This window comes from Dyella halodurans, from assembly GCF_026283925.1.
GTDB lineage: Bacteria > Pseudomonadota > Gammaproteobacteria > Xanthomonadales > Rhodanobacteraceae > Dyella > Dyella halodurans.
The window spans coordinates 317204-339611 of sequence record NZ_JAPDPF010000003.1 but is presented as its reverse complement, the minus strand read 5'-3'; the positions used below and the strand labels follow the sequence as shown (position 1 = coordinate 339611).

General features: G+C 65.2%; 24 protein-coding genes and 1 tRNA gene. 17 read left to right on the top strand and 8 right to left on the bottom strand.

Annotated elements, in window-relative coordinates; genetic code table 11:
* The first annotated feature begins 192 nt into the window (after window positions 1–192).
* The 4 genes from dusA (at window position 193) to OUZ49_RS08270 (ending at window position 3690) form a co-directional block, all read left to right on the top strand.
* A complete protein-coding gene (dusA, locus tag OUZ49_RS08285; protein WP_266149866.1) occupies window positions 193–1197 on the top strand; it encodes a tRNA dihydrouridine(20/20a) synthase DusA in 1005 nt (334 codons plus the stop codon).
* A 120-nt stretch (window positions 1198–1317) separates the two neighbouring features.
* A complete protein-coding gene (locus tag OUZ49_RS08280; protein ID WP_266149864.1) occupies window positions 1318–1614 on the top strand; it encodes a PepSY domain-containing protein in 297 nt (98 codons plus the stop codon).
* Entirely contained in the window at window positions 1614–2306 is a 693-nt protein-coding gene (locus OUZ49_RS08275) for a response regulator transcription factor (protein WP_266149863.1), read from the top strand. Before OUZ49_RS08280 ends, OUZ49_RS08275 begins: the two co-directional genes overlap by 1 nt.
* Window positions 2272–3690, top strand: coding sequence for an ATP-binding protein (locus OUZ49_RS08270; RefSeq protein WP_266149862.1), 1419 nt, complete (start codon window positions 2272–2274; stop codon window positions 3688–3690). Before OUZ49_RS08275 ends, OUZ49_RS08270 begins: the two co-directional genes overlap by 35 nt.
* A gap of 72 nt (window positions 3691–3762) precedes the next feature.
* On the opposite strand, the gene OUZ49_RS08265 is transcribed toward OUZ49_RS08270, so the two are convergent.
* On the bottom strand, window positions 3763–4530 hold the full coding sequence (locus tag OUZ49_RS08265) for a M90 family metallopeptidase (protein WP_266149861.1): 768 nt from the start codon (window positions 4528–4530) through the stop codon (window positions 3763–3765).
* A gap of 11 nt (window positions 4531–4541) precedes the next feature.
* Window positions 4542–4790 (bottom strand): hypothetical protein, encoded by a 249-nt coding sequence (locus tag OUZ49_RS08260; protein WP_266149860.1) that lies wholly within the window; start codon window positions 4788–4790, stop codon window positions 4542–4544.
* A gap of 313 nt (window positions 4791–5103) precedes the next feature.
* Here OUZ49_RS08260 and OUZ49_RS08255 point away from each other — a divergent pair, with 313 nt between their 5' ends.
* The 9 genes from OUZ49_RS08255 to OUZ49_RS08215 all read left to right on the top strand — a co-directional run bounded on the left by OUZ49_RS08255 (window position 5104) and on the right by OUZ49_RS08215 (window position 11515).
* A complete protein-coding gene (locus OUZ49_RS08255) occupies window positions 5104–6075 on the top strand; it encodes a biotin--[acetyl-CoA-carboxylase] ligase (protein WP_266149859.1) in 972 nt (323 codons plus the stop codon).
* The gene (locus OUZ49_RS08250) at window positions 6072–6830 is read left to right on the top strand and encodes a type III pantothenate kinase (RefSeq protein ID WP_266149858.1); all 759 of its coding nucleotides are present in this window, start codon (window positions 6072–6074) and stop codon (window positions 6828–6830) included. Before OUZ49_RS08255 ends, OUZ49_RS08250 begins: the two co-directional genes overlap by 4 nt.
* 36 nt (window positions 6831–6866) lie before the next feature.
* The gene (locus OUZ49_RS08245; protein ID WP_266149857.1) at window positions 6867–7595 is read left to right on the top strand and encodes an SPOR domain-containing protein; all 729 of its coding nucleotides are present in this window, start codon (window positions 6867–6869) and stop codon (window positions 7593–7595) included.
* Between the two features lie 52 nt (window positions 7596–7647).
* A tRNA-Thr gene (locus OUZ49_RS08240) sits at window positions 7648–7723 on the top strand.
* A 16-nt stretch (window positions 7724–7739) separates the two neighbouring features.
* Window positions 7740–8150, top strand: a complete 411-nt coding sequence (locus OUZ49_RS08235) for a rhodanese-like domain-containing protein (protein WP_266149856.1) — start codon at window positions 7740–7742, stop codon at window positions 8148–8150.
* 9 nt (window positions 8151–8159) lie between these two features.
* Entirely contained in the window at window positions 8160–9074 is a 915-nt protein-coding gene (gene rocF, locus OUZ49_RS08230) for an arginase (RefSeq protein ID WP_266149855.1), read from the top strand.
* A 52-nt stretch (window positions 9075–9126) separates the two neighbouring features.
* The gene (locus tag OUZ49_RS08225; protein WP_266149854.1) at window positions 9127–10488 is read left to right on the top strand and encodes a tryptophan--tRNA ligase; all 1362 of its coding nucleotides are present in this window, start codon (window positions 9127–9129) and stop codon (window positions 10486–10488) included.
* A 38-nt stretch (window positions 10489–10526) separates the two neighbouring features.
* A complete protein-coding gene (locus OUZ49_RS08220) occupies window positions 10527–10856 on the top strand; it encodes a hypothetical protein (protein ID WP_266149853.1) in 330 nt (109 codons plus the stop codon).
* 17 nt (window positions 10857–10873) lie between these two features.
* Window positions 10874–11515, top strand: coding sequence for a DUF6348 family protein (locus OUZ49_RS08215; protein ID WP_266149852.1), 642 nt, complete (start codon window positions 10874–10876; stop codon window positions 11513–11515).
* Window positions 11516–11564: 49 nt separating this feature from the next.
* Here the strand turns inward: OUZ49_RS08215 and OUZ49_RS08210 are convergent, their stop codons facing one another.
* From OUZ49_RS08210 to pdhA, 4 genes are all read right to left on the bottom strand, one after another.
* On the bottom strand, window positions 11565–11948 hold the full coding sequence (locus OUZ49_RS08210) for a VOC family protein (protein ID WP_266149850.1): 384 nt from the start codon (window positions 11946–11948) through the stop codon (window positions 11565–11567).
* A 175-nt stretch (window positions 11949–12123) separates the two neighbouring features.
* Window positions 12124–13506 carry a dihydrolipoamide acetyltransferase family protein gene (locus OUZ49_RS08205; protein ID WP_266149849.1) on the bottom strand — a complete coding sequence of 461 codons (1383 nt, stop codon included), beginning with the start codon at window positions 13504–13506 and terminating at the stop codon, window positions 12124–12126.
* 111 nt (window positions 13507–13617) lie between these two features.
* Window positions 13618–14598 carry an alpha-ketoacid dehydrogenase subunit beta gene (locus tag OUZ49_RS08200; RefSeq protein WP_266149848.1) on the bottom strand — a complete coding sequence of 327 codons (981 nt, stop codon included), beginning with the start codon at window positions 14596–14598 and terminating at the stop codon, window positions 13618–13620.
* A 3-nt stretch (window positions 14599–14601) separates the two neighbouring features.
* The gene (gene pdhA, locus OUZ49_RS08195; RefSeq protein WP_266149847.1) at window positions 14602–15687 is read right to left on the bottom strand and encodes a pyruvate dehydrogenase (acetyl-transferring) E1 component subunit alpha; all 1086 of its coding nucleotides are present in this window, start codon (window positions 15685–15687) and stop codon (window positions 14602–14604) included.
* 210 nt (window positions 15688–15897) lie between these two features.
* Between pdhA and OUZ49_RS08190 the strand changes: the two genes are divergently transcribed.
* The 3 genes from OUZ49_RS08190 to OUZ49_RS08180 all read left to right on the top strand — a co-directional run bounded on the left by OUZ49_RS08190 (window position 15898) and on the right by OUZ49_RS08180 (window position 20150).
* Window positions 15898–16746 carry a tryptophan 2,3-dioxygenase gene (locus OUZ49_RS08190; protein ID WP_266149846.1) on the top strand — a complete coding sequence of 283 codons (849 nt, stop codon included), beginning with the start codon at window positions 15898–15900 and terminating at the stop codon, window positions 16744–16746.
* A gap of 113 nt (window positions 16747–16859) precedes the next feature.
* Complete coding sequence (locus OUZ49_RS08185) at window positions 16860–18368, top strand: peptide MFS transporter (RefSeq protein WP_266149845.1); 1509 nt, start codon at window positions 16860–16862, stop codon at window positions 18366–18368.
* Window positions 18369–18560: 192 nt separating this feature from the next.
* Window positions 18561–20150: a peptide MFS transporter gene (locus OUZ49_RS08180; RefSeq protein ID WP_266149844.1), complete on the top strand. Its 1590-nt coding sequence runs from the start codon at window positions 18561–18563 to the stop codon at window positions 20148–20150.
* A 43-nt stretch (window positions 20151–20193) separates the two neighbouring features.
* Here OUZ49_RS08180 and OUZ49_RS08175 read toward each other — a convergent pair whose 3' ends face one another.
* The gene (locus tag OUZ49_RS08175) at window positions 20194–20652 is read right to left on the bottom strand and encodes a MarR family winged helix-turn-helix transcriptional regulator (RefSeq protein WP_380003496.1); all 459 of its coding nucleotides are present in this window, start codon (window positions 20650–20652) and stop codon (window positions 20194–20196) included.
* Between the two features lie 114 nt (window positions 20653–20766).
* Here OUZ49_RS08175 and hppD point away from each other — a divergent pair, with 114 nt between their 5' ends.
* Window positions 20767–21861, top strand: a complete 1095-nt coding sequence (gene hppD / locus OUZ49_RS08170) for a 4-hydroxyphenylpyruvate dioxygenase (protein WP_266149842.1) — start codon at window positions 20767–20769, stop codon at window positions 21859–21861.
* 47 nt (window positions 21862–21908) lie between these two features.
* On the opposite strand, the gene OUZ49_RS08165 is transcribed toward hppD, so the two are convergent.
* Window positions 21909–22304, bottom strand: coding sequence for a DUF5362 domain-containing protein (locus OUZ49_RS08165; protein WP_266149841.1), 396 nt, complete (start codon window positions 22302–22304; stop codon window positions 21909–21911).
* Between the last annotated feature and the right edge of the window lie 104 nt (window positions 22305–22408).

Here is a 22408-nt window from a genome sequence, read left to right as displayed (position 1 = left end):
GTGCAGCGCATGTTGCCGAAAACGAAGCCCCGTGCGGTTTTGCAGCCGCATCGGCACATCCGGCAGCGTGGCCGCCCAGGCCCAGGCAAGGCACTGCGGCATCATGACGCGAGCTGCATCGCTATGCCTGGGGTGCGGGCGGTTCCACGGCGCCGGCCATGCGCTTCAGCGCCAGCACGTACAATAGCGGCCATGTCTGCCGCCCCTATCCCCGCTGCCAGCTCCGTTCAAAACGAAGCCTGGCGCCTCACCGTCGCTCCGATGATGGACTGGACGGATCGCCACTGCCGCTATTTCCATCGGCTGTTGTCGCCGCATGCGCGCTTGTATACCGAAATGGTGACGAGTGCGGCGCTGGTGCGCGGCAAGCAGCTGCGCCTGCTCGAGCATAGCCAGCAGGAGCATCCGGTAGCGCTGCAGCTTGGCGGCAGCGATCCAACGGAGCTGGCGGTGGCGGCGCGCTACGGCATGGACGCGGGTTATGACGAGATCAACCTCAACGTGGGCTGCCCGTCCGATCGCGTGCAGTCGGGTCGCTTCGGCGCGTGCCTGATGCGCGAGCCGGCCCTGGTCGGCGATTGCGTGAGGGCGATGCGTGATGCGGTGGATGTACCGGTCACGGTGAAATGCCGCATCGGCGTGGACGACCAGGACGACTACGCCGATCTGCAGCACTTTACCGAAACCATGCTCGGCGCCGGCGTCGAGGTGTTGGTGGTGCACGCGCGCAAGGCCTGGCTGCAAGGCCTGAGCCCGAAGGAGAACCGCGAGATTCCGCCGCTCGACTACCAGCGCGTGTATCGGCTCAAGCGCGAGTTTCCGCAACTGGTCGTGGTCATCAACGGCGGCATCACTACGGCAGAGGAGGTGCAGGCGCACCTGGCCCAGGTCGATGGCGTGATGCTGGGGCGTGCGGCCTATCACGATCCCTACGTGTTGGCCCTGGTCGAGGCCGCCTTGTATGGAGAACCGCTGCCTGCGCGCGAGGACGTGCTGCTGCGCATGCGTCCCTATATCGAGGCCGAGCTGGCCCGGGGTACGGCGCTCAAGCACATCAGCCGTCATTTATTGGGCTTGTATCAGGGTGAGCCGGGTGCCCGGGGGTTCCGTCGCCGGCTCAGCGAGGGCGCTCATTTGCCGGGTGCAGGCTGGGCGCTGATCGACCAGGCGATGGCGCCAACCCAGGTGGCGGCGTGACGTGGCAGGCCCGTCCGGTCAGTATTCAGCCCCGATTCCATAGTCTGAACGAAGATGCCTCTCGTCCTCGCAGGTTATCCGGGTTTGTTTAACAAAATTAAAACAATTCTGTGTAGCTCGATGTTGCTGCTCTCGCTGTCGGCGGGAAGTGGCGCGCTTGCTGCGCAGACCGTCGAGCCGGCCATGACGCTGGAGCAGGCGGTGGTCCAGGTGCAGCAGGAGACTGGCGGCAAGGTGCTGTCGGCCAGTACCGTTCGACGTGGTCGAAGCTCATTCGAGCATCGGGTGAAGGTGTTGACGCCCACCGGCCATGTGCGGGTAGTGACCGTTACCACGGAGGCCAGCAAGGGGCCGGCTTCCAACGATTCGACCAAGAACCCGTCCGCTGACGGTGATAGCAACAAGGAGAAACACTGATGCGCATCCTTTTGGTTGAGGACGAGGCGCCGTTGCGCGAAACGCTTGCCGCCCGTCTGAAGCGCGACGGTTTTGCTGTCGATGCGGCCCAGGACGGCGAGGAAGGTATCTACCTCGGTCGCGAGGTGCCGTTCGACCTGGCCATCATCGACCTGGGCCTGCCCCGGATGTCGGGCATGGACCTGATCAAGGCGCTGCGCGAGGCCGGTCAGCGCTATCCCATCCTTATCCTCACCGCCCGTGGCGGCTGGCAGGACAAGGTCGAGGGCCTGAAGCACGGCGCGGATGACTACCTGGTAAAGCCGTTCCACGTCGAGGAACTGCTGGCGCGCATCAACGCGCTGGTGCGTCGTGCCAGCGGCTGGTCCAAGCCGGTGCTGGCCTGCGGCCCGATCAAGCTCGATACCACCGCGCAGACCGTGACCGTGGAAGGCAAGGTCGTCGACCTGACCAGCTACGAGTACAAGGTGCTGGAATACCTGATGCTGCATGCGGGCGAGCTGGTCTCCAAGGCCGACCTCACCGAACACATCTATCAGCAGGATTTCGACCGCGACTCGAACGTGCTGGAAGTCTTCATTGGTCGTCTGCGCCGCAAGCTGGACCCGGACGGCAACCTCAAGCCCATCGAGACGGTACGTGGACGCGGATACCGCTTTGCCATCCCTCGCAGCGAAGCCGACGACGAGTGATACGCAACCGCCGCGCCGCCCATTTTCACTGGCGGCGCGAGCGGCGCTAGCCACCAGCTTCGTGCTGGCGGCCTTCCTTGGCGTGGTTGGACTCACGCTGTCGCGCACCAGTGCCGACAGCGCGCTACAAGGTCTGCAGGACCGCCTGCAGAACTTCGTCGTGGCCTATCTGGCGGGCACCGAGGTCGGTCGTTCCGGCAAGGTGCTGTTGCCCGATACGCCCCCCGACCCGAGCTTCTCGCGCCCAGGCTCGGGCCTGTATGCCGTCGCCATCGGCGACAACGGATTCAAGTGGGAATCGCCTTCGGCCATCGGGCGCGACTTTGGCTTCCTCAAGCCGCTGGCGCCGGGCGAAGGACAGTTTGACGGCCCGATCGATACGCGCATGGGGCGGCTGTACTACTACACCTACGGGGTGGCCCTCGATACCGCCGAGAAGAAGTCCGTGCACCTCACCTTCATGGTGGCGCAGACCGAGGACCAGCTTGAAGGCCGCAATGCCGTCTTTCGTCGCAGTCTGATTTTCTGGCTCGCCTCGCTGGGCGTGATGTTGATCCTGCTGCAGATGCTGCTGCTGCGCTGGAGCCTCACGCCCTTGCGCAAGGTGGCCAGCGAGATGTCGCGCGTGGAGCGCGGCGAAAGCGAGCATCTGGGTGACCAGTATCCTGCCGAGCTTACGGGCCTGACCGAGCGCATCAACGCCTTCGTCGACAGCGAGCGCGAGCAGCGCGTGCGCACGCGCAATACCTTGTCCGATCTCGCGCACAGCCTGAAGACGCCGTTGGCGGTGATCCGCTCCGGGCTCGAAACGGTGAGCGACGAGTCGGGCCTGCGCAATCAGGTGCTCGACCAGGTGCGCAAGATGGACGAACTGGTGGCCTACCAGCTGGCGCGCGCGGCGACGTCGGGGCGGCAGACCTTCGCGGCAACCGCGATTCCGATCGCCGGCCACGCTGAGGACCTGGTGCAAAGCCTCGAGAAGGTCTATGCGGCGAAGAACGTGTTGTGCGAATTCGATATCGACGACAACGCAGCGTTCTACGGCGAGCAGGGCGATCTGCTCGAGCTGATGGGCAATCTGCTGGAGAACGCGTTCAAATGGGCCCGTCACCAGGTCTTGCTGGTGGTGAAGATGCGCCCCGTGGCGGGTCGCCAGCGCCCTGGCCTGTGGCTGAGTGTCGAGGACGACGGCCCGGGCATCGACGAAGACAAGATCGAGAGCGTGCTGCAACGTGGCGTGCGCGGCGATGAGCGCGTGCAAGGCCATGGCATCGGCCTGTCCATCGTGCAGGACATCGTGCGTGCCTATCAGGGCGAATTGATTGTCGATCGCTCGCCGGAGCTCAACGGCGCCCGCTTCAGTGTGAGGTTGCCGCCGGGCTAAGGCTGGGGCGGGGGCGAGTAGTGGGGCGCCAACGCCGTTGCGCCCTCGCCACTCATCCCTAGCCCCTGTCTCCTAACCAGGCGCAGGCGACGGTCCGTAATACGCCTGCAGCAGATCGGCGACGGCCGCATCGGCACGACGCAACACGGCCGGCTGCGAGAAGTGCAGCTCGCTGACCACGGCGAAGAATTCATCCGCACCTTCGACGGCATACGCATCGATCAAGGTTTCGCGCCCGCGCGCCACGTCGTTGGCGAGATGGTCGAAGGCGCGTTGGAAAGCCACGATCCATTGTCGCCGGACGATATGGGCAGGGAGTGGCGGCACGCCGTCGGGTGGGCCATCGAGCATGTCGAGCTTGTGCGCGATCTCGTGCACGACCACGTTGTAGCCATCCCAGGGCCGTTCCAGGTCGAGCTGCACATCGGCCAGTGACAGCACCAGGGGGCCGTGCTCCCACGCCTCGCCGATCAGCACGTCGTCGCCTTCGCTGACGATGCCGCTGTGCTCGTCGTGGTGGCTGCGATGCACCTTGAACTCGCCAGGATAGACCAGCACCTCGCGCCAGCCGCGCAGCGCGCGCGGGCCTTGCTGGAGCGCCGGCAGACAGGCCTGCATGGCGATCAGGGTGCGCAGATGCTCAGTCAGTTCCGCCCCGGCCAGGGCATGAAAGCGCTTGCGCGCAAGGAAAACCGCGACCAGGCGCCGTAGTTCATCCTGGCGCGCAGCATCCAGCCGCAACCCCAGCGGACAGCCCGCGAGCGCGCGCTGCCACAGCGAGTCAGGGAGTGGTGGAGCCGTGAAATAGGAGCGGAAACGCCGCCACCATGATTCCGGCACAGGCCGAAGACTTACTGGATAGAGCCGGGCAGCAGTGACTGCCAGCCAAGATAGGCGCGGTGACCGCTCGGTGCCGCTGGCGGGGTGGTGCTCGGGCAGTTGTCATTGCTCGACGAAGAGGACGCGGAGCCCGAAGAGGGGGATGCATCGCGTGGCAGGCCCAGTGCGTCGCCGCTGCTGTTGCCACCGCCATCGTGAGTGCTGGAGCTGCTGTCCACCGAACGCTGCATGGAGGTCAGATCTTGGGTGTCAGCGTCCATGGCCGACGCAGCACCAATGCCGCCGACGCACAGAGCACAACCTATCAAGAACTTCCCGACGCCCATCGCGGCGCAACCCCTTGATCCGCAATCCAAGTACCGGATGCTGGCAGAAATGGGCATCCGATGCCAGTGCCCCGCAAGCCCCCCGCAAGAACCCGCGAGTCCCAGAAGTCATGGCGTTTGAAGCGCGCACCGATGTTTGGGGCGTGCACGCGGCAGGCTAGAATCGCCCGATGTCACCTCTCCCAGCCCCGCGTGCATGCCTTGCCGTTAGTCGCTCACGCGGCCTCCCTGGCGTTGGCCTACGCTGATGCAGGCGCAAGAGTTGCTGGTCGCTCTCGCGCATGGAGACACCGTGTCTGGTGCTTTCCTGGCTGAGCGTGCCGGCGTGACCCGGGCAGCCATCTGGAAGCAGGTCGAGGCCTTGCGCGCGCGGGGCGTGCCGGTGGAATCGCGCGGCACCGCGGGCTATTGCCTGCCCTGGCCGTTGCAGGTGCTGGGTTTGCAGGAGATTCGGGCGGCCTTGCCGTCGCATGTGCGCAGCCACGTGGGCGCGCTGGAGCTGCATTGGGAGATCGACTCGACCTCTAATGAGATTCAGCGTCGCCTGGGCACGTTGCCCGACTTGAGCATGATCCTGGCCGAGACCCAGAGCGCTGGCCGCGGACGCCGCGGTCGCGCATGGTTGTCGCCGCCGGGCTTGAACGTCTACCTGTCCTGCCTGAAGCGTTTCGACGCGGGCTTTGCTGCGCTGTCGGGCCTGTCCCTGGCGGTGGGCGTCATCGTGATGCGCACGCTGGCGGCCCTGGGTATCCAGGGTGCGGGCCTCAAGTGGCCGAACGATGTGCTGAGCGATGGCGGCAAGCTGGCCGGCATCCTGGTCGAGCTCAGCGGCGAGTATCAGGGCCCCTGCGCCGCCATCATCGGCGTGGGCGTCAACGTGCGACTTACCGCGGCGCTGCGCGAGCAGGCCGGCCAGCCCATCAACGACCTGGCCAACCTCGCGCATGGCCAGGCACCCGATCGAAACCTGGTGGCGGCAAGCCTGATCGCCGCCCTGGTCGAGGGCTTGCGCCAGTTCGAACACGAAGGATTCGCCGGCTTCGTCGAGGCCTACGGCGGGCACGACCTGCTCCGCGGCAAGCCCCTGCACCTGCAGGGTGCGCTCGGTGAGCTGGATGGCGTCGGCGCCGGTGTGGATGCGCGGGGTGCCCTGCTGCTGCAGACACCTGCGGGCGTGTTGTCGATCGACAGCGCCGATGTCACGGTGCGGCGCGCATGAGACTCCTGCTGGATCTGGGCAACACCCGACTCAAGTGGGCGCTGTGCGACGGCGGCGACTGGCAGTCTCAGGGCGCAGTGAGTTGGAACGAAGACGTCGTGCTGGCCCTGCACGAGGCTTGGCGCGAGGTGCCCATGCCGGTGGCCGCGGTGGCGGCATCGGTGGTGGATGCCGGGCGCGAGGCTCAGGTCGCTGCCGTGGTGTCGGCACGCTTTGCCCGCGATACGCAGTGGTTGCGCACGCCGGCCGAAGCCTGCGGCGTGCGCAACGCCTACGCCGATCCTGCGCGCCTGGGCGTGGACCGCTTCCTCGCCATGGTGGCAGCGCACGCCGATGGCCTCGGGCCCTGCGTGCTGGCTGGCGTGGGCACGGCGCTGACCCTCGATGCACTGGCGGCGGATGGCGTGCACCTGGGCGGCCTGATCGCACCCGGGCCGCAGCTGATGCAGCAGTCCCTGCTTGGCGCGACGGCGCGCGTGCTGGTCGAGCGGCCGGGGCGCGTGCTCGATGTGGCTGACAACACGCCCGATGCGGTGGCTTCCGGTTGCTGGCAAGCGGCGGCGGCACTGATCGAGCGTTTCGTGGCGCGGCTGGCGCCGTCACTCGGCGGCGCGCCCTTGCTGATACTGGGTGGCGGCGACGCGGAAGCGTTGTTGCCGTTGATGTCCGTGCCGGCGAGGCTCAGCAGCGATAGCGTGCTGCGTGGCCTGGCCGTGTGGTCGGACGCACATTCCCCTCTCGGGTCGGCTCTCTAGAATGCCGGCTCTTGTCGTTTGCCTGACGGATCGACGATGTTCCTGCGCCTGCTGTTCGTACTGCTGATTGCCCTCAACATTGCGGTGGGAGCCTGGTTGCTGCTGGGGCAGGACGACGTGCACGGTCGCAGCGCCACCGACCCGGGCGTGCCGGCCCTGAAATTGCTGTCCGAGCGACCGCCGCCGCCCGCCTCCGTGGCGTCGACGCCCGTTGCCGCGGCATCGGTTGTCGCGGCAGCTTCAGCGCCGTCGCCGTCGCCGACAGCGTCGACGCCGGTAGCCCCGGCCATCCCGGCGACACCGCCGCGACAGGCCAGCTACACCTGCATGGCCCTGGGGCCTTTCGCCACGCCGATCGACTTGCGCAATGCGCGGACCGCGCTCAGCAACCAGGCCGCACGCATGCGTTCGCGCCAGGAGCAAACCACCCAGACCACCGGCTGGTGGGTCTATCTGCCTGGTGGCGGCAGCCGCGACAAGTCGCTGGAACTGGCGCGCCGCCTTACCGCCGCCAATGTCGGCGAGTATTTCATCGTGGGTACGGGTGACCAGTCCAACACCATTTCGTTGGGGCTGTTCAAGGATCCCGCCAATGCGCGTCGTCGTCGCGACCAGGTGGTGGCGGCCGGGTTCCCCGCCCAGATGAGCGAGCGTACCGAGGCGGTGCCGGAGTACTGGCTGGACGTGGTGATGGCCGACAATGGCCATGGGGATTGGCGTAACCGTGTGCGTGGCGTGGGTTCGCACAGCACCGGTTGTTTCTGAGGCCGCTGTTTTGGCGTCAACAGACGCGGGTTTGCTAGACTGCCCGTTCTTCGCCGGCATAGCTCAGTTGGTAGAGCAACTGATTTGTAATCAGTAGGTCGCGGGTTCGATTCCTGCTGCCGGCACCATTCGAGGATTCCTCCCATGCGCCATGCGTCCCTTGCCGCCCTTCTCATGTTGGCGGGGGCGAACCTGGCCATGGCGATGGACGCCCCGCTCGCTGCCGACCAACTGCTGGCGCAGCAACAGACCGGCCAGACGCCCTTGCTGCTCGACGTGCGTCACACGGATGAATTCCGCGACGGCCATATTGCGGGTGCGCTGAATATCCCGGTGGAGGAGCTGGCCAGTCGTGCCGGCGCCCTGGGGGTGCCGCGCGATCGCGAAATCGTGGTGTACTGCGTCTCCGGGCGTCGTGCCACGCGTGCGCAGGAAACCTTGCTGGGCCTGGGGTATACCCATGTGCGCCAGCTCGAAGGCAGCCTCGATGCATGGCGGCAGCGTCATCTTCCGCTGGTGCGCGAGAGCGCTGCCGCTTCGAATCCTCCTCACTGACGAGACTTCATGGGCAACAAGGCACTTTCCCTGATTGGTGTTCCCACCGACATCGGCGCCGGCCATCGTGGCGCCTCGATGGGGCCGGAGGCACTGCGCGTGGCCAACCTGGCCAGCAAGCTGGAACGGCGTGGGTTCGAGGTGATCGACCACGGCAACCTGCAGGGGCCGGTCAATCCGTGGCAGCCGCCGCAGGATGGCTATCGCCATCTGCCCCAGGTCGTGGCCTGGAACGAGGCGGTGCATACGGCCGTCTATACTGAGCTGGCGGCTGGGCGGGTGCCGGTGATGCTGGGCGGCGATCATTGCCTGGCCATCGGCTCGATCAGTGCGGTGGCACGCCATTGCCGCGAGCAGGGCAAGAAACTTCGCGTGCTGTGGCTGGATGCGCATGCCGATTTCAATACCGCCGACGTCACCCCCTCGGGCAATATTCACGGCATGCCGGTGGCCTGCCTGTGCGGCAATGGACCCCAGGCGCTGGTCGAAGTCGGCGGGCACGTGCCCGCGACCACGCCGGATGTGTTTCGCCAGATCGGCATCCGCTCGGTGGATGAAGGCGAGAAGAGTCTCGTGCGCGAAGCCCAGGTCAGTATCTTCGACATGCGTCGCATCGACGAAGTCGGCATGAAGCGTACGATGGAAGAAGCGCTCGCCGACGTGGATGAGAACACCCATCTGCACGTGAGTTTCGACGTCGACTTCCTCGATCCGACCATTGCGCCTGGCGTGGGCACGACCGTGCGAGGCGGACCGAATTATCGCGAGGCGCAGCTGTGCATGGAGATGATCGCCGACACCGGTCGCGTGAGCTCGCTGGATATCGTCGAACTCAATCCGGCCTTCGACAAGCGCAATCAGACCGCAAGGCTGGCGGTGGATCTGGTTGAATCGCTGTTCGGCAAGTCCACGCTGATCCGCTGATCCGCTGATCCGCTGAACGCCCCGACCCAACAACACGCATAAAGAATCGCACATGAAGACCCGCGTACTCACTGGCATCACCACCACCGGCACGCCGCATCTGGGCAACTACGTTGGCGCGATTCGCCCGGCGGTGGCCGCCAGCCGGCGTGACGACGTCGACGCGTTCTACTTCATGGCCGACTATCATGCGCTGATCAAGAGCGACGACGCGGGCCGCATCGAGCGTTCACGCCTGGAGATAGCGGCCACCTGGCTGGCCGCCGGCCTCGATCCGCAGAAGGTCACGTTTTATCGCCAGTCCGACATTCCGGAAATCCCGGAACTGACCTGGTTCCTCACCTGCGTCACGGCCAAGGGCCTGCTCAATCGCGCACATGCCTACAAGGCTGCCGTCGACAAGAACAGCGCGGCAGGCGAGGACGCCGACGCCGGCGTCACCGCGGGCCTGTACATGTATCCGGTGCTGATGGCCGCCGACATCCTAGCCTTCAACGCGAACAAGGTGCCGGTGGGGCGTGACCAGATCCAGCACGTCGAGATGACGCGCGATATCGCGCAGCGCTTCAACCACATCTATGGCCGCGAGTTCTTCGTGCTGCCGGACGTGGTCATCGAAGAGCAGGTGGCGACCTTGCCCGGCCTCGACGGTCGCAAGATGTCCAAGAGTTACGACAACACCATTCCGCTGTTCGCCGGTGGCCAGAAGCATTTGCGTGACACGATCATGCGCATCGTCACTGATTCGCGCCTTCCCGGCGAGGCGAAGGACCCGGACAACTCCGCGCTCTTCACCATCTTTCGCGCGTTCGCCAGCGAAGCCGAGTCGGCGGCGTTCCGCCAGGCCCTGGTCGACGGGATCGGCTGGGGCGAGGCCAAGCAGGTGTTGTTCGAGCGCATCGAAGTGGATGTGGCGCCGATGCGCGAGAGCTACGATGCCTTGATTGCGCGGCCGGCGATGATCGAAGAGATCCTGCACGAAGGTGCGAAGAAAGCGCGGGCGATCGCCGCCCCCAAGATTGCCGAGCTGCGTGATGCCATTGGCTTGCGCTCGGGTAGCGTGGCCGCGCCGCAGGCAGCGTCCAAGGCTGCGCCCAAGCCGGGCAAATCGCCGCGCTTCGCCAGTTTTCGTGATGGCGATGGTAGCTTCCGCTTCCGCCTGTTCTCCGCCGATGGCGAAGAGCTGCTGCTGTCGAAGGCGTTTGCCGACCCCAAATCGGCCGGCGCGTTGCAGAAGCGCATCAAGGAGCTGGGTGGGGTCTCGGCCGTGCTGCAGGCACAGCCGCTGGCGCTGGCGCTGGAATTGGACGGCGAGCAGGTGGCCACGACGCCGACCTACGGCGACGAACAGGCGCGGGACGAAGCCCTGGCGCGTTTGCGTGGGGCACTGGATCAGCTCGCTGCACAGGAATGAGTGCAGTGGGCGCTGGCGCTGACGGAGTGACCTGACTTATGCGTTTCCTCGCCATTCTGTTGCTGGCGCCCTGGCTGCTCATCCTGGGTTGGGCTTACTGGGCCTACCCCAAGAGCTTGCCGCGCACGCGCGCGCGCCGCAGTTTTGACGTGGCTGCCCTGCTGCTGGCCGCCTTCGCGGCGGTGCAGTGCGACATCGTGGCCTTCGATACGGCAAGCGTGCCGGCCGTTGGCGAATACGGCCCTTCAAGCGGTGCCATCTGGCGACAGGTATTGCCGGCGCTTTACGGCTATGGCGCCTGCGTGCTGGTGTTGGTGTTGGCGCTGATCATCCGCCATCTGCTCTGGCGTCCCCGCGCCCGCTCATAGTAACGACGAGGATTCCCATGGACGATGCAACCCTGCAACGCTATCTGCTTCGCCTGTTCGAGCGGCATGACGTCGAGCTGGAACCCGACGAAGAGTGGCTGATGACCGATGGCGATTTTCCGGCCGTGCGGGCGCTCTGGCACGAGGGCTCGGCAGGGGAGCCCGGACGTCTGGACGTCGATATCGTGATCAGCGAGGACCGCCATATCGAAGAGAGTTTTGCCGGTGTCGGCGTGGGCGAGGACGCTTGCCGCAACGCGCTGGAAGCGTTCGAGCGCAGCGTGTTCCATGTCGTGCTGGCGGCCTGCTGGTATGTCACCGACGATCGCCGGATGCAGCTGCAGAGCTGGGACATCGGCGTACGCACGTGGGACGCGTTCATCGGCCCACTGGTGTCGAGTCGCGATGGCGTCGAGGCCCCGGGCGAGCTCGTGCCGGCTTTGCGGACCGCATTGCAGAACGAATCACTCAGCCCGGAACTGCATTGGGTGCGCCTGTTCCATCGCCGTACCGACGACGGCCAGGTAAGCGCCGAAGCGCTGCTCGACAATGCGCCATGGCCGGCCGGCGACCGCTTGCTGGCGTCCCTGGCATGGCCGACGGTAGATGCGGGCTATAGTGTTCGTGGCTTTGTCGCGCTGGATGTCCGCGATTACTGAGGTCGCGGCTTGAGCATGGTCTTGCGCGCGCCGGGCGAGTGCCGGTGGGTCATTCCCAGCGATTGAGGTGCGGGCCGAAGCGTTCCCGCTGCTGGCGTATCACGCAAAAACGATGACCGCTGGGCGCCTGCATGACCCACCAGCGGTCGCGCACGCAGGCCACGCGAGTGGCGCCGAGTTGTTCAAGTCGCTCGACTTCCGCCGCCAGATCATCCGTCTCGATATCCAGGTGCACGCGGCTGTCGTGCTCGACGCGTTGCAGCAGGATGATCGGCTCATCGTCAGCCGTTGCCAGTTCCGCATAGCGCCCGTCGCCATCCTGGTCGAGCGTGACGATGGACTTGCCGAGCGCGTGGCTCCAGAACATGGTGGCCGGCGCGAGGTCGTCGGTCTGGCAGTCGATCACGATCGTGCACAGCCTGCTGTGGTGCATGGCATGTTCCTCTGCGGGTGTCGATGGCATCCGTATAGCTATCCACCTGTAGAGATGCTGTCAATCGATCGGCCTGGGCGCGCATCGCACGACCACCATCGTCATCGGCCCAGGCTCGGCCGACGCATAAAAAAAGCCCCGGCATCGGCCGGGGCTCTCACGACGCTGTTGCTGCTTAGTTCGGCAGGCCCAGATCGTCGATCATGGCCTTGAGGAAGCGCGCGGCTTCGCCACCCGTCACGGCGCGGTGATCGAACGTCACCGACAGCGGCATGCGGCGATGCACTTCGATGCCGCCCATCACCGCCACCACGTCGTGGCTCAGCTTGCCGGCGCCAATGATGGCCACCGTCGGCGGCACCACCACCGGGGTGGCGTAGCGACCGGCGAACATGCCGAAGTTCGACAGGCTGATGGTGTAGCCGGACAGTTCCGAGGCGGGGATGCTGCGGTCTTCCACCTGCGAGCGCAGGCGCTTGATCGCGGCACGCACGCCGGCGCCGTCCAGCACGTCGGCGTTGCGCAGCGCCGGCACGAACAGGCCGTCGTCGGTATCCACGGCGATGCCGATGTCCACGTGCGGATGCAGGGTGCGGGTGAGGTTCTTGCCGTCGAACCAGGCATTCATCGCCGGCACCGCCTTGCAGGCGACCACGATGGCGCGGATCAGGCGGGCGGTGATGTCCTGCTTGCCGATCCAGGCATGCAGGTCGGCATCGTCGACCAGGGAGGTCGGCACCACGTTGGCGTGGGCTTCGGCCATCACGCGCGCCATGTTGCGGCGGACGCCCTTCAACTGCTCAGGCTGGCCGCTGGCGTGCACGCTCGGCGGGGCCGTGCGCACCGGCTTGCCGGCCAGCGAGGTGGCCGTACGGGCCGCCTCAGGCTGCGGCAGCTCGGGAGCCAGGTGACGACCGGCGGAGGCGGGCACGGCACGCGCCGGCGCGGCGCCGAGGGCGGCCGTGCCGTTGGCGGCGGCGTTCTTCACGTCCTGCAGGGTGACCACGCCATCGGCGCCGGTGGGGCGCACGCGGGTGAGGTCGACCTTGAGCTTCTTGGCCAGGGCGCGCACGGCCGGCACGGCCTTCACGCCACCGACGCTGCTGGCCTGTTCGACGTGCACGTGGCTGCCGCTGATCATGGCGCCGACCACGGTGCCTTCGTCTTCGCGTTCCGGCTTGTCGTCGGCGTCGATCTCGCCGCCTTCGTCGGAGGCGACGACCTTGTGCGCGTCAGCGGTAGCGCTGCCCACGCTCTTCTTCGGGCCGTGGTGGTGGCCGGTGGATTCAGCTTCAGCGCGCTGCTTGGCATTCGGGTCGGGCTCGAACTCGGCCAGCGCCGAGCCGGTCTCGATGATGTCGCCGGCGGCGCCATGCAGCTTGACGACCTTGCCGGTGTACGGCGACGGCACGTCGACGACGGCCTTGGCGGTTTCCATCGAGCACAGCGGCGCGTCGAGCTTGATGTTGTCGCCTTCCTTCACGTGCCACTCGACGATGGTGGCGTCGGGCAGGCCCTCGCCGAGGTCGGGCAGATAGAACGTCTTGATGTTGGCCATGATGATTCTCGCGAATTTGTTTGGTCGTCATCCCCGCGGAGGCGGGGATCCAGTGCTTGGTCTGAGGCGCTGGGTCCCCGCCTTCGCGGGGACGACGAGCGCGGAAGGATTTTAGCTGGCGGCCAGCGTGCGCTTGGCGGCAGCCACCACGCGCTCGGTGCTCGGCAGGTACTTCATTTCCAGGCGGAACAGCGGGATATGCGTGTCGAAGCCGGTCACGCGCTCGACCGGCGCGAGCAGGTCGTACATGCATTCCTCGGCCAGGCGCGCGGCGATCTCGGCACCGAAGCCGGCGGTCTTGGGGGCCTCGTGCACGATCACGCAGCGGCCGGTCTTCTGCACCGACTCGGCGATGGTGTCGAAGTCCAGCGGCGTCAGCGTGGCTACGTCGATCACTTCGGCGCTGATGCCGTCGGCGGCGAGTTCATCGGCGGCTTCCAGCGCTTCCTTCACCTGGGCGCCCCAGGTCACGATGGTGACGTCGGTGCCGTCGCGCAGCACGAAGCAGACGTCGAGCGGCAGGGCCTCGCCGTCATCCGGCACTTCTTCCTTGTACTGGCGGTAGATGCGCTTGGGCTCGAAGAACATCACCGGATCCGGATCGCGGATGGCGGCCAGCAGCAGGCCATAGGCGCGTGCCGGCGACGACGGCATCACCACGCGCAGGCCCGGGATGTTGGTGAACAGGTGCTCGTTCGCCTCGGAGTGATGCTCCGGCGCGCGGATACCGCCGCCCCACGGTGCACGCCACACGGCCGGCACGGTGATGCGGCCGCGCGTGCGGTTGCGCAGGCGCGCGGCATGGCAGGCGATCTGCTCCATCATCGGATAGATGAAGCCTTCGAACTGCGCTTCGGCCACCGGCTTCATGCCCTGGGCGGCAAGGCCCACGGTGACGCCGGCAATGGTGGTTTCGTCCAGCGGCGTGTCGAGCACGCGCAGCTCGCCGAACTTTTCCTGCAGGCCCTGGGTGGCGCGGAACACGCCGCCGTTGACGCCCACGTCCTCACCGAGCACGACGACGCTGTCGTCATGGGCCATTTCATAGGCCAGCGCCTGGGTGACGGCTTCGATAAGAGTGATTTGTGCCATGACTCAGTGACCCTTGTTCTCGAGCGAAAGGACGTAATCGCGCTGCTTGGCGAGATCGGCAGGAACTTCGGCGAAGGTGTAGTCGAACATCGCCGTGACCGGCTGTGTCTTGGTCTCGAGGTAGGCATTCACCTCGTTGTCCATCCACTCGTCGCACTCGGCCTTCCAGGCCTCTTCCTTGGCGTCGTCCCACACGCCCTTGGCCACCAGCCAGTTGCGCAGGCGCTTCATCGGCTCCTTGGCCCAGGCGTCCTTCACTTCGTCTTCGCCGCGGTAACGGCGCGCGTCATCGGCGGTGGTGTGGTCGGACAGGCGATACGTCACCAGCTCCACCACCGAACCGCCCTGGCCGGCGCGTGCGCGCTCGATCGCGTCGCCCATCGCCTTGCGCACGGCAATGATGTCGTTGCCGTCGACCTGGATGCAGTACAGGCCCGCAGCGATGCCCTTCTGCGCCAGCGTTGGCGCACCGGACTGGATCTTGCGCGGCACCGAGATAGCCCACTGGTTGTTCACGATCGCCGCCACCAGCGGCAGGTTCTGCGCGCCGGCAATGTTGATGGCGCCATAGAAGTCGCCCTTGGACGAGCCACCGTCACCGATCGTGCACACGGCCACGCGCGGTTCGTTGCGGATCTTGAACGCCAGCGCGGAACCGGCGGCATGCAGGCACTGCGTGGCGATCGGCACCGACCAGGCGAAGTCGTGGCGCGCAGGTTCCTTCTGGTAGTCGTTGCCGCGCTCGTCGCCGCCCCAGTACATGTACACCTCGCGCGGCTGCACGCCGCGATACAGCTGCGCGCCGTACTCGCGGTAGCTGGGGGCGAACACGTCTTCCGGGCGCATGGCGCTGCCGATGCCGACGTGGGCCGCTTCGTGGCCCAGGCAGCTGGCATAGGTGCCGAGCTTGCCGGTACGCTGCAAGGCGACCGACTTGGCGTCGAACACGCGGGTCGACAGCATCAGCTTGTACAGCTCGACCATGTGGTCAAGGTCTTTGGCAAATTCAGGCAGATCGTCACGGACCTGTTTGCCTTCGGCATCGAGATACTGCAGGTATTCGATTTCAAACTTGGCGGCGATGGACACGACTCGCTCCCGGAGTGAGTAATGGTGGGGATTGGGTGTAGGGAGGCGGTGACCCATCCAGTGGGGTCAGGCTCGCGTAAGGCCCTGACAAGACCGCATTTGATAACAGGGCGGGATGTTGCGCTGCAAGGTACAGCGCAGCATGCGCGGTCGTACGGAGGGGGCCTCCACAACGGTTAACATGCGCTTTTTACCGCTTACTGGAAGGCCATGACCGAGAATCAGCGCGACCTTGAGGCCGGCATCGAACTCGACCTGAACGGGCGACTGACCTATGGCGGATATCTGCGGCTGGATGCCCTGCTGTCGGCCCAACGACCGTTGAGCAATCCGCCGCACCACGACGAAATGCTGTTCATCGTCCAGCACCAGGTGGCCGAGCTGTGGATGAAGCTGCTGATCCATGAGCTGAAGGCCGCGCTGGCCCACTTGCGCGCCGACGACATGGATACCTGCCTGAAGATCCTGGCGCGGGTGAAGCAGGTGCAGCGCCAGTTGTTCGAGCAGTGGGCGGTGCTGGAGACGCTGACGCCGTCGGAATACCTGGAATTTCGCGGCGTGCTGGGTGCCTCGTCGGGCTTCCAGTCGCTGCAGTACCGGCAGATCGAGTTCCTGCTCGGCAACAAGAACGCGCAGATGCTGCAGGTGTTCGCCTATGACCCGGCGGCGCAGGCCGAGCTGCGCGCGGTGCTCGAGGCGCCGAGCCTGTACGACGAGTTCCTCCGCTACCTCAAGCGCCAGGGGCACGAGGTGCCAGCCAACTTGCTTGCGCGGGACTGGACCCAGCCCTATCAACGGCACGACGCCTTGCTGCCGGTCTTCAAGCGCATTTACGAGAACCGCTCCACGTGCTGGCCGGAATACCACATGTGTGAACAACTGGTGGATGTGGAGGAGAGTTTCCAGCTTTGGCGTTTCCGCCATATGAAAACGGTGGAACGCATCATCGGCAACCGGCGCGGCACCGGTGGCTCGTCTGGCGTGGCCTTCCTGAAGAAGGCCTTGGAGCTGGAGTTCTTTCCCGAGTTGCTGGACGTGCGCACCGAGCTCGGCAGCTGATCCGGGTATCTATAGCAAGGATTTGACCGGTCGGTGGATGCGCGCTGCATCCGCCGGCCCGTAACCACAGCGGTCTGCACGCGGCGTGCCGACCTGCACCCCAAGGGGCATAGATGAGCGACACCACGACCAGCGCACCTTCGCCGGTGCCGGACTATCCGCAAATGCTCGGTCATCCACGGCCGTTGTGGATGCTGTTCATGACCGAATTCTGGGAGCGCTTTGCGTTCTACAGCGTCAGCTGGGCGCTGGCCTTGTACATCGTGGCGCACTTCTTCCATGGCGACCCCGCCGGCGAGGCCTGGGCCAGCAAGATCTACGGTGCCTATACGGCGCTGATCTATGCCACCAGCATCTTCGGCGGCTATGTGGCGGACAAGATCATCGGCTACCAGCGCTCGATCCTGCTCGGCGCCCTGGTTATGGCCGCGGGCCTGTTCGTGGTGATGCTGCCGAGCAAATCATTGTTCCTGTTTGGTTTGGCGATGGTGATTGTCGGCAACGGCTTGTTCAAGCCGAATATCTCCACCATGGTCGGCCAGCTCTACGGGCCCAAGGACGACCGCCGCGACCGCGGCTTCATCCTGTTCTACATGGGCATCAACGGCGGCGCCTTGCTGGCACCCCTGCTCACCGGCTGGCTGGCCAGCTATTTCACCGACACGCCCATGCAGCAGAACTACCGGCTGGTGTTCGGCGCGGCCGGCGTCGGCATGGTGCTGAGCCTGTTCTGGTTCTGGTTCGGCCGGCGCGGTCTGGGCGGGGTGGGGCGGCCGGCGCCGGAGGCGGCCAGCCGCATGCGCGTGGTGTGGGTGCTGCTGGGCATCCTGGCGGCGGTGCCGCTGATCTATCTGCTGCTGGCCTTCGTCGGCGCCAATGGCCTGCAATGGCTGCTGGGCCTGCTGTTTGTCGGCGTGGCGGCGATGCTGATCGTCGAGGCGATGCGCCACGATCGCGTGCAACTGCACCGGGTGCTGGCGATGCTGATCATCTTCGCCTTCAACATCCTGTTCTGGATGTTCTATTTCCAGCTGGGCACGTCGTTCAACTTCCTGGCGGCGAACATGGTCGACCGGCGCATGTTTGGCGGCTGGGAATTCCCGATTGGCTGGTTCCAGTCGGTCAGTCCGCTGGCGATCATCGTGCTGGCCCCGCTGGTGACCCAGGTCTGGTCGTTCCTGGCGCGGCGCCATAAGGAACCGTCGATTCCGCGCAAGTTCGGCCTCGGCCTGGTGTTCAACGGCCTGGGCTTCACCGCGCTGATGTACGCCTTGTCGCGCCTGGTCGATAGCCACGGACTGATTCCGTTCTGGCCGTTGACGCTGTGTTACGTGCTGCAGACCGTGGGTGAGTTGTGCCTGTCGCCGATTGGCTTGTCGATGGTGACCAAGCTGGCGCCGCCACGCCTGACCGGCGTGGCCATGGGCGGCTGGTTCCTGTCGCTGGCGGTGGGCGGCAATCTGTCGGGCCTGCTGGCCGGCCGTATCAGCGGCGACAGCGGCATGACGGCCGCTTCCGCGCTGAGCGGCTTCACCTTCAGCTTCTGGCTGCTGGCCGGTGCCGGCGTGTTCCTGCTGTTGATCTCGCCCCTGATCAACCGGCTGATGCACGGCGTGCGCTGAGTCGACCGGTGGGGCGGCGTTGGCGCCGCCTCACCGTGTTTCCCGCGACAGCCAAGGCTTTGCGCGGAGTCCCACCGGGATCGTAAAATGTTGCGGTGCATTTGACGGGTTCGGTAGCTGCCGGTTACATCTCTCCGTCGGCAACCATCCGGTCCGCACCCGACGAGCCGGCCCGTACCCATAGGGGAAGGCATGAGCGACACCCTCACCACCGCACCGCGTGTGCCTGATTACCCACAGACCATGGGTCACCCGCGGCCCTTGTGGATGTTGTTCATGACCGAGTTCTGGGAGCGCTTTGCGTTCTACGGCATTCGCTGGGCGCTGGTGCTCTATATCGTGGCGCAGTTCTTCGGCGGGGACGCCGTCGGCCAGGCGCCGGCCAGTCGCACTTACGGCGCCTACCTGGCCCTGGTCTACGCGGCGGCCATCTTCGGCGGATACATCGCCGATCGCGTGCTGGGCTATCAGCGCTCGATCCTGGTCGGCGCGGCGGTGATGATGGTGGGCCTGTTCGCCATCGCGGTGCCGAACCAGCAGGTGTTCGAGTTGGGCCTGGCTACCATCATTGCCGGCAACGGCTTGTTCAAACCGAATATCTCGACCATGGTCGGCCAGCTCTACGGGGTAGCCGATGGCCGTCGCGACAGCGGCTTCACCATTTTCTACATGGGCATCAACCTCGGCGCGATGATCTCGCCGGTGATCACCCAGTACCTGGCCGAATCGATCTTCGGCACTCAGGGCATGCCGAACTACAAATATGTGTTCATCGCGTCCGGCGTGGGCATGCTGATCAGCCTGGTGTGGTTCTGGATCGGCCGCCGCGGCCTCAAGGACGTGGGCCGGCCGCCTGCGGGCGGCGAGAGCCTGATGCGCGTGGTCTACGTGCTGATCGGCGTGGTGGTGACGGTACCCGTGGTGTACTTCCTGATGGGTGGTGGTTTTTCCACCCTGGTCACCAAGGCGCTGCTGAGCTTCGGCGCCATTCACCCGGTGCTGGTCAATGGCGCGGTGGATTTCGAGAAGACCCTCGCTGCAGCCACCGTGCTGGCCTGGGTGCTCGGTGCGCTGTTCATCGGCCTGTCCCTGCTCTTGCTGGTCGAGGGCATTCGCGAGGGCAGGGTGCAGCGTGACAAGGTGATCGCGATGCTGATCATCTTTGTCTTCAACGTGCTGTTCTGGATGTTCTTCGAACAGGCCGGCAGCTCGTTCACCTTCCTCGCCGACCAGATCGTCAATCGCCAGCTGGGCAGCTTCACCTTTCCCAATGCCTGGTTCCAGTCGGTGAACTCCATCGCGATCATTGCGCTGGCGCCGCTGATCGCCTGGATCTGGGTGGCCATGGGTCGCCGCAATCCGTCGATTCCGCGCAAGTTCGGCCTGGGCCTGATCTTCAACGGCCTGGCCTTCCTGCTGTTGATGTTTGCCCTGTCCAGCCTCGTCAATGAGGCCGGCAAGATCCCATTCTGGACCTTGTTCATGGTCTACGTGATCCAGTCCGTGGGTGAGTTGTGCCTGTCGCCCATCGGCCTGTCGATGGTCACCAAGCTGGCCCCGGTGCGCCTGGTCGGCTTCGGCATGGGCGGCTGGTTCCTGTCCACCGGCATCGGCAACAACCTGTCCGGCATTTTCGCGGGCATCGTGAGCGGCGAAAGCGGCATGACGGTGCAGTCGGCGCTGACCGGCTACACGTTTGGCTTCTGGTCGCTAGTTGGGGCAGGCGCCTTGCTGTTCCTGATTGCGCCGTTGATCAACCGCCTGATGCATGGCGTGAAGTAAGCGCAGGGGGAGGAGGGGGAAGGCATGCTTCCCCCTCGATGCCTCAGGGCTGATCGACCGGCTGGAGCTTGTCGAGGATGCGCATCAGCCAATCGCGTTCCTCGGCATCCAGCTTGGCCAGCAGCTCGCGCTCCCTGGCCCGCGCCATCGGCGCCACTTCGTCATGGACCTGCCAGCCGGCCTCGCTGAGGCCGAGCACGGAGCGGCGCTTGTCGCCGTCGTGGGTGCCGCGGTTGACCCGGCCCGATTCCACCAGGCGCGCCAGGGCCCGGCTCACCGCCACCTTGTCCATCAGGGTACGTTCGGCCACTTCGCGCGCCGACAGGCCATCGAAGCGGGCCAGCACGGCCATCACGCGCCATTCCGTCATGCTCAGGTCAAAACGGCGCTGGTACTCGTCGGCAATGCCCTGGCTGACGGCATTGGACAGGATCGAGAGCCGGTACGGCAGGAAGTGCTCGAGTTCGAGTGGCGCATGGTCGGGACGGGTTTCAACGGGCACTGCTGCGACGCTCCTTGCAAATGGTTTCATATGTAACTATAACGCTCATCTTATATGGATGGTCGCACGCTTAGGCGTAGGGCCATTGAGTCTTAGATCAACCAGGAGATTCCCATGAGCGCGCAGCCCAATCTTGGCATGCAGGTCACCACCTTCGAAAACCCCATGGGCATTAACGGCTTCGAGTTCGTCGAATTCGCCGCTCCCGCGGGCCGTGCCCATGAATTGCATACGCTGTTCAAGAACATGGGCTTCACTGCCGTACTCAAGCACAAGTCCCGTCCGATCACGGTGTACCGCCAGGGCGACGTCAACATCCTGGTCAACGAGGATCCCGAATCGTTCGCGGCTGACTTCGCCAAGGCGCATGGCCCCTGTGCGGCCGGCTTTGCCATTCGCTTCCAGAAGCCCGCTGCCGAGGTCCTGGGCACGGTGCTTGGCAATGGTGGCGAGGCGATCACGGAGAAGGCCGAGACCAAGGCAGTGAATGCGCCGGTGGTGAAGGGCATCGGTGACTGCATGCTCTACCTGGTCGACCGTTACGGCGCCAAGGGCAGCATCTATGACGGCGACTACGAGCCGATCCCGGGCGTTGACCAGCATCCGGCGGGCTTCGGTCTCACCTTCATCGATCACCTGACCCACAACCTCTACTTCGGCAACATGCAGAAGTGGTCGGATTACTACGAGCGCCTGTTCAATTTCCGCGAGATCCGCTACTTCGACATCAAGGGTGCCAAGACCGGCCTGGTGTCCAAGGCGATGACCGCGCCGGACGGCATCGTGCGCATCCCCCTCAATGAATCGAGCGATCCGAAGTCGCAGATCAACGAGTATCTCGATGCGTACCACGGCGAAGGCATCCAGCACATCGCCTGCTTCACCGACAATATCTACGACACGGTCGAAGCGATGCGCGCCAAGGGCGTGAGCTTCCTCGATACGCCGGACGCCTACTTCGAAGTGATCGACCTGCGCATTCCGAACCATGGCGAGGACGTGCCGCGCCTGGCGAAGAACAAGATCCTGATCGACGCCGACCCGGAGACCAAGCAGCGCAAGTTGCTGCAGATCTTCACGCAGAACAATATCGGCCCGATCTTCTTCGAGATCATCCAGCGCAAGGGCAACGAGGGCTTTGGCGAGGGCAACTTCCAGGCGCTGTTTGAGTCGATCGAGCGCGACCAGATGAAGCGCGGCGTGCTGTAAGGCGCTGGCACGGTGGCCGCCGTGGGCGGCCACCGTACTGGCAACGATCAGTGCGGAAAGCTTCCATTCCTGATCATGGTGGCGATCATTGCACCAAAGAACATGAAGTAGACCGCCGAGATGACGATGCCGACGAGGATGAGCACGCCCAGGACCACGAAATAGGTGCGCAGCTTGGCGAGTGATTCCTTCAAGGCGTCGGCATCGCCGCTGAGCTGGGCGCGTTCGATGGCGTTGGCCGAGCGCATCAGCAGCAAGCCCATCCAGATCGGCAGCCAGGCGATGACCAGGCCGATAATGGAGAGGGCGATAAGGGCCCCATGGATGATGGACACAATGCCGACGAACTTCATCCACCCCTTGCCTGAGGCGAGTGGCTGGCTGAGGTCCTTGATCGAGGGGACGGCAGTAGCTTGACCGAGTGACGAGAATGAGTCGGACATGTGGTTTCCTTTGGTGTCGTTGCAATGAATGAACAACAACGCCTCTTCCCTTGAACGAGGCGGGCCAGCAGTCACAGGCAAGAGTAATAGGATCGTGCGGCGTC

Coding starts and splice junctions, on each gene's coding strand:
- dusA (WP_266149866.1), top strand. CDS start 193: ATGTCTGCCGCCCCTATCCCCGCTGCCAGCTCCGTTCAAAACGAAGCC.
- OUZ49_RS08280 (WP_266149864.1), top strand. CDS start 1,318: ATGTTGCTGCTCTCGCTGTCGGCGGGAAGTGGCGCGCTTGCTGCGCAG.
- OUZ49_RS08275 (WP_266149863.1), top strand. CDS start 1,614: ATGCGCATCCTTTTGGTTGAGGACGAGGCGCCGTTGCGCGAAACGCTT.
- OUZ49_RS08260 (WP_266149860.1), bottom strand. CDS start 4,790: ATGGACGCTGACACCCAAGATCTGACCTCCATGCAGCGTTCGGTGGAC.
- OUZ49_RS08255 (WP_266149859.1), top strand. CDS start 5,104: ATGCAGGCGCAAGAGTTGCTGGTCGCTCTCGCGCATGGAGACACCGTG.
- OUZ49_RS08250 (WP_266149858.1), top strand. CDS start 6,072: ATGAGACTCCTGCTGGATCTGGGCAACACCCGACTCAAGTGGGCGCTG.
- OUZ49_RS08245 (WP_266149857.1), top strand. CDS start 6,867: ATGTTCCTGCGCCTGCTGTTCGTACTGCTGATTGCCCTCAACATTGCG.
- OUZ49_RS08235 (WP_266149856.1), top strand. CDS start 7,740: ATGCGCCATGCGTCCCTTGCCGCCCTTCTCATGTTGGCGGGGGCGAAC.
- rocF (WP_266149855.1), top strand. CDS start 8,160: ATGGGCAACAAGGCACTTTCCCTGATTGGTGTTCCCACCGACATCGGC.
- OUZ49_RS08225 (WP_266149854.1), top strand. CDS start 9,127: ATGAAGACCCGCGTACTCACTGGCATCACCACCACCGGCACGCCGCAT.
- OUZ49_RS08220 (WP_266149853.1), top strand. CDS start 10,527: ATGCGTTTCCTCGCCATTCTGTTGCTGGCGCCCTGGCTGCTCATCCTG.
- OUZ49_RS08215 (WP_266149852.1), top strand. CDS start 10,874: ATGGACGATGCAACCCTGCAACGCTATCTGCTTCGCCTGTTCGAGCGG.
- OUZ49_RS08210 (WP_266149850.1), bottom strand. CDS start 11,948: ATGCACCACAGCAGGCTGTGCACGATCGTGATCGACTGCCAGACCGAC.
- OUZ49_RS08205 (WP_266149849.1), bottom strand. CDS start 13,506: ATGGCCAACATCAAGACGTTCTATCTGCCCGACCTCGGCGAGGGCCTG.
- OUZ49_RS08200 (WP_266149848.1), bottom strand. CDS start 14,598: ATGGCACAAATCACTCTTATCGAAGCCGTCACCCAGGCGCTGGCCTAT.
- OUZ49_RS08190 (WP_266149846.1), top strand. CDS start 15,898: ATGACCGAGAATCAGCGCGACCTTGAGGCCGGCATCGAACTCGACCTG.
- OUZ49_RS08185 (WP_266149845.1), top strand. CDS start 16,860: ATGAGCGACACCACGACCAGCGCACCTTCGCCGGTGCCGGACTATCCG.
- OUZ49_RS08180 (WP_266149844.1), top strand. CDS start 18,561: ATGAGCGACACCCTCACCACCGCACCGCGTGTGCCTGATTACCCACAG.
- hppD (WP_266149842.1), top strand. CDS start 20,767: ATGAGCGCGCAGCCCAATCTTGGCATGCAGGTCACCACCTTCGAAAAC.
- OUZ49_RS08165 (WP_266149841.1), bottom strand. CDS start 22,304: ATGTCCGACTCATTCTCGTCACTCGGTCAAGCTACTGCCGTCCCCTCG.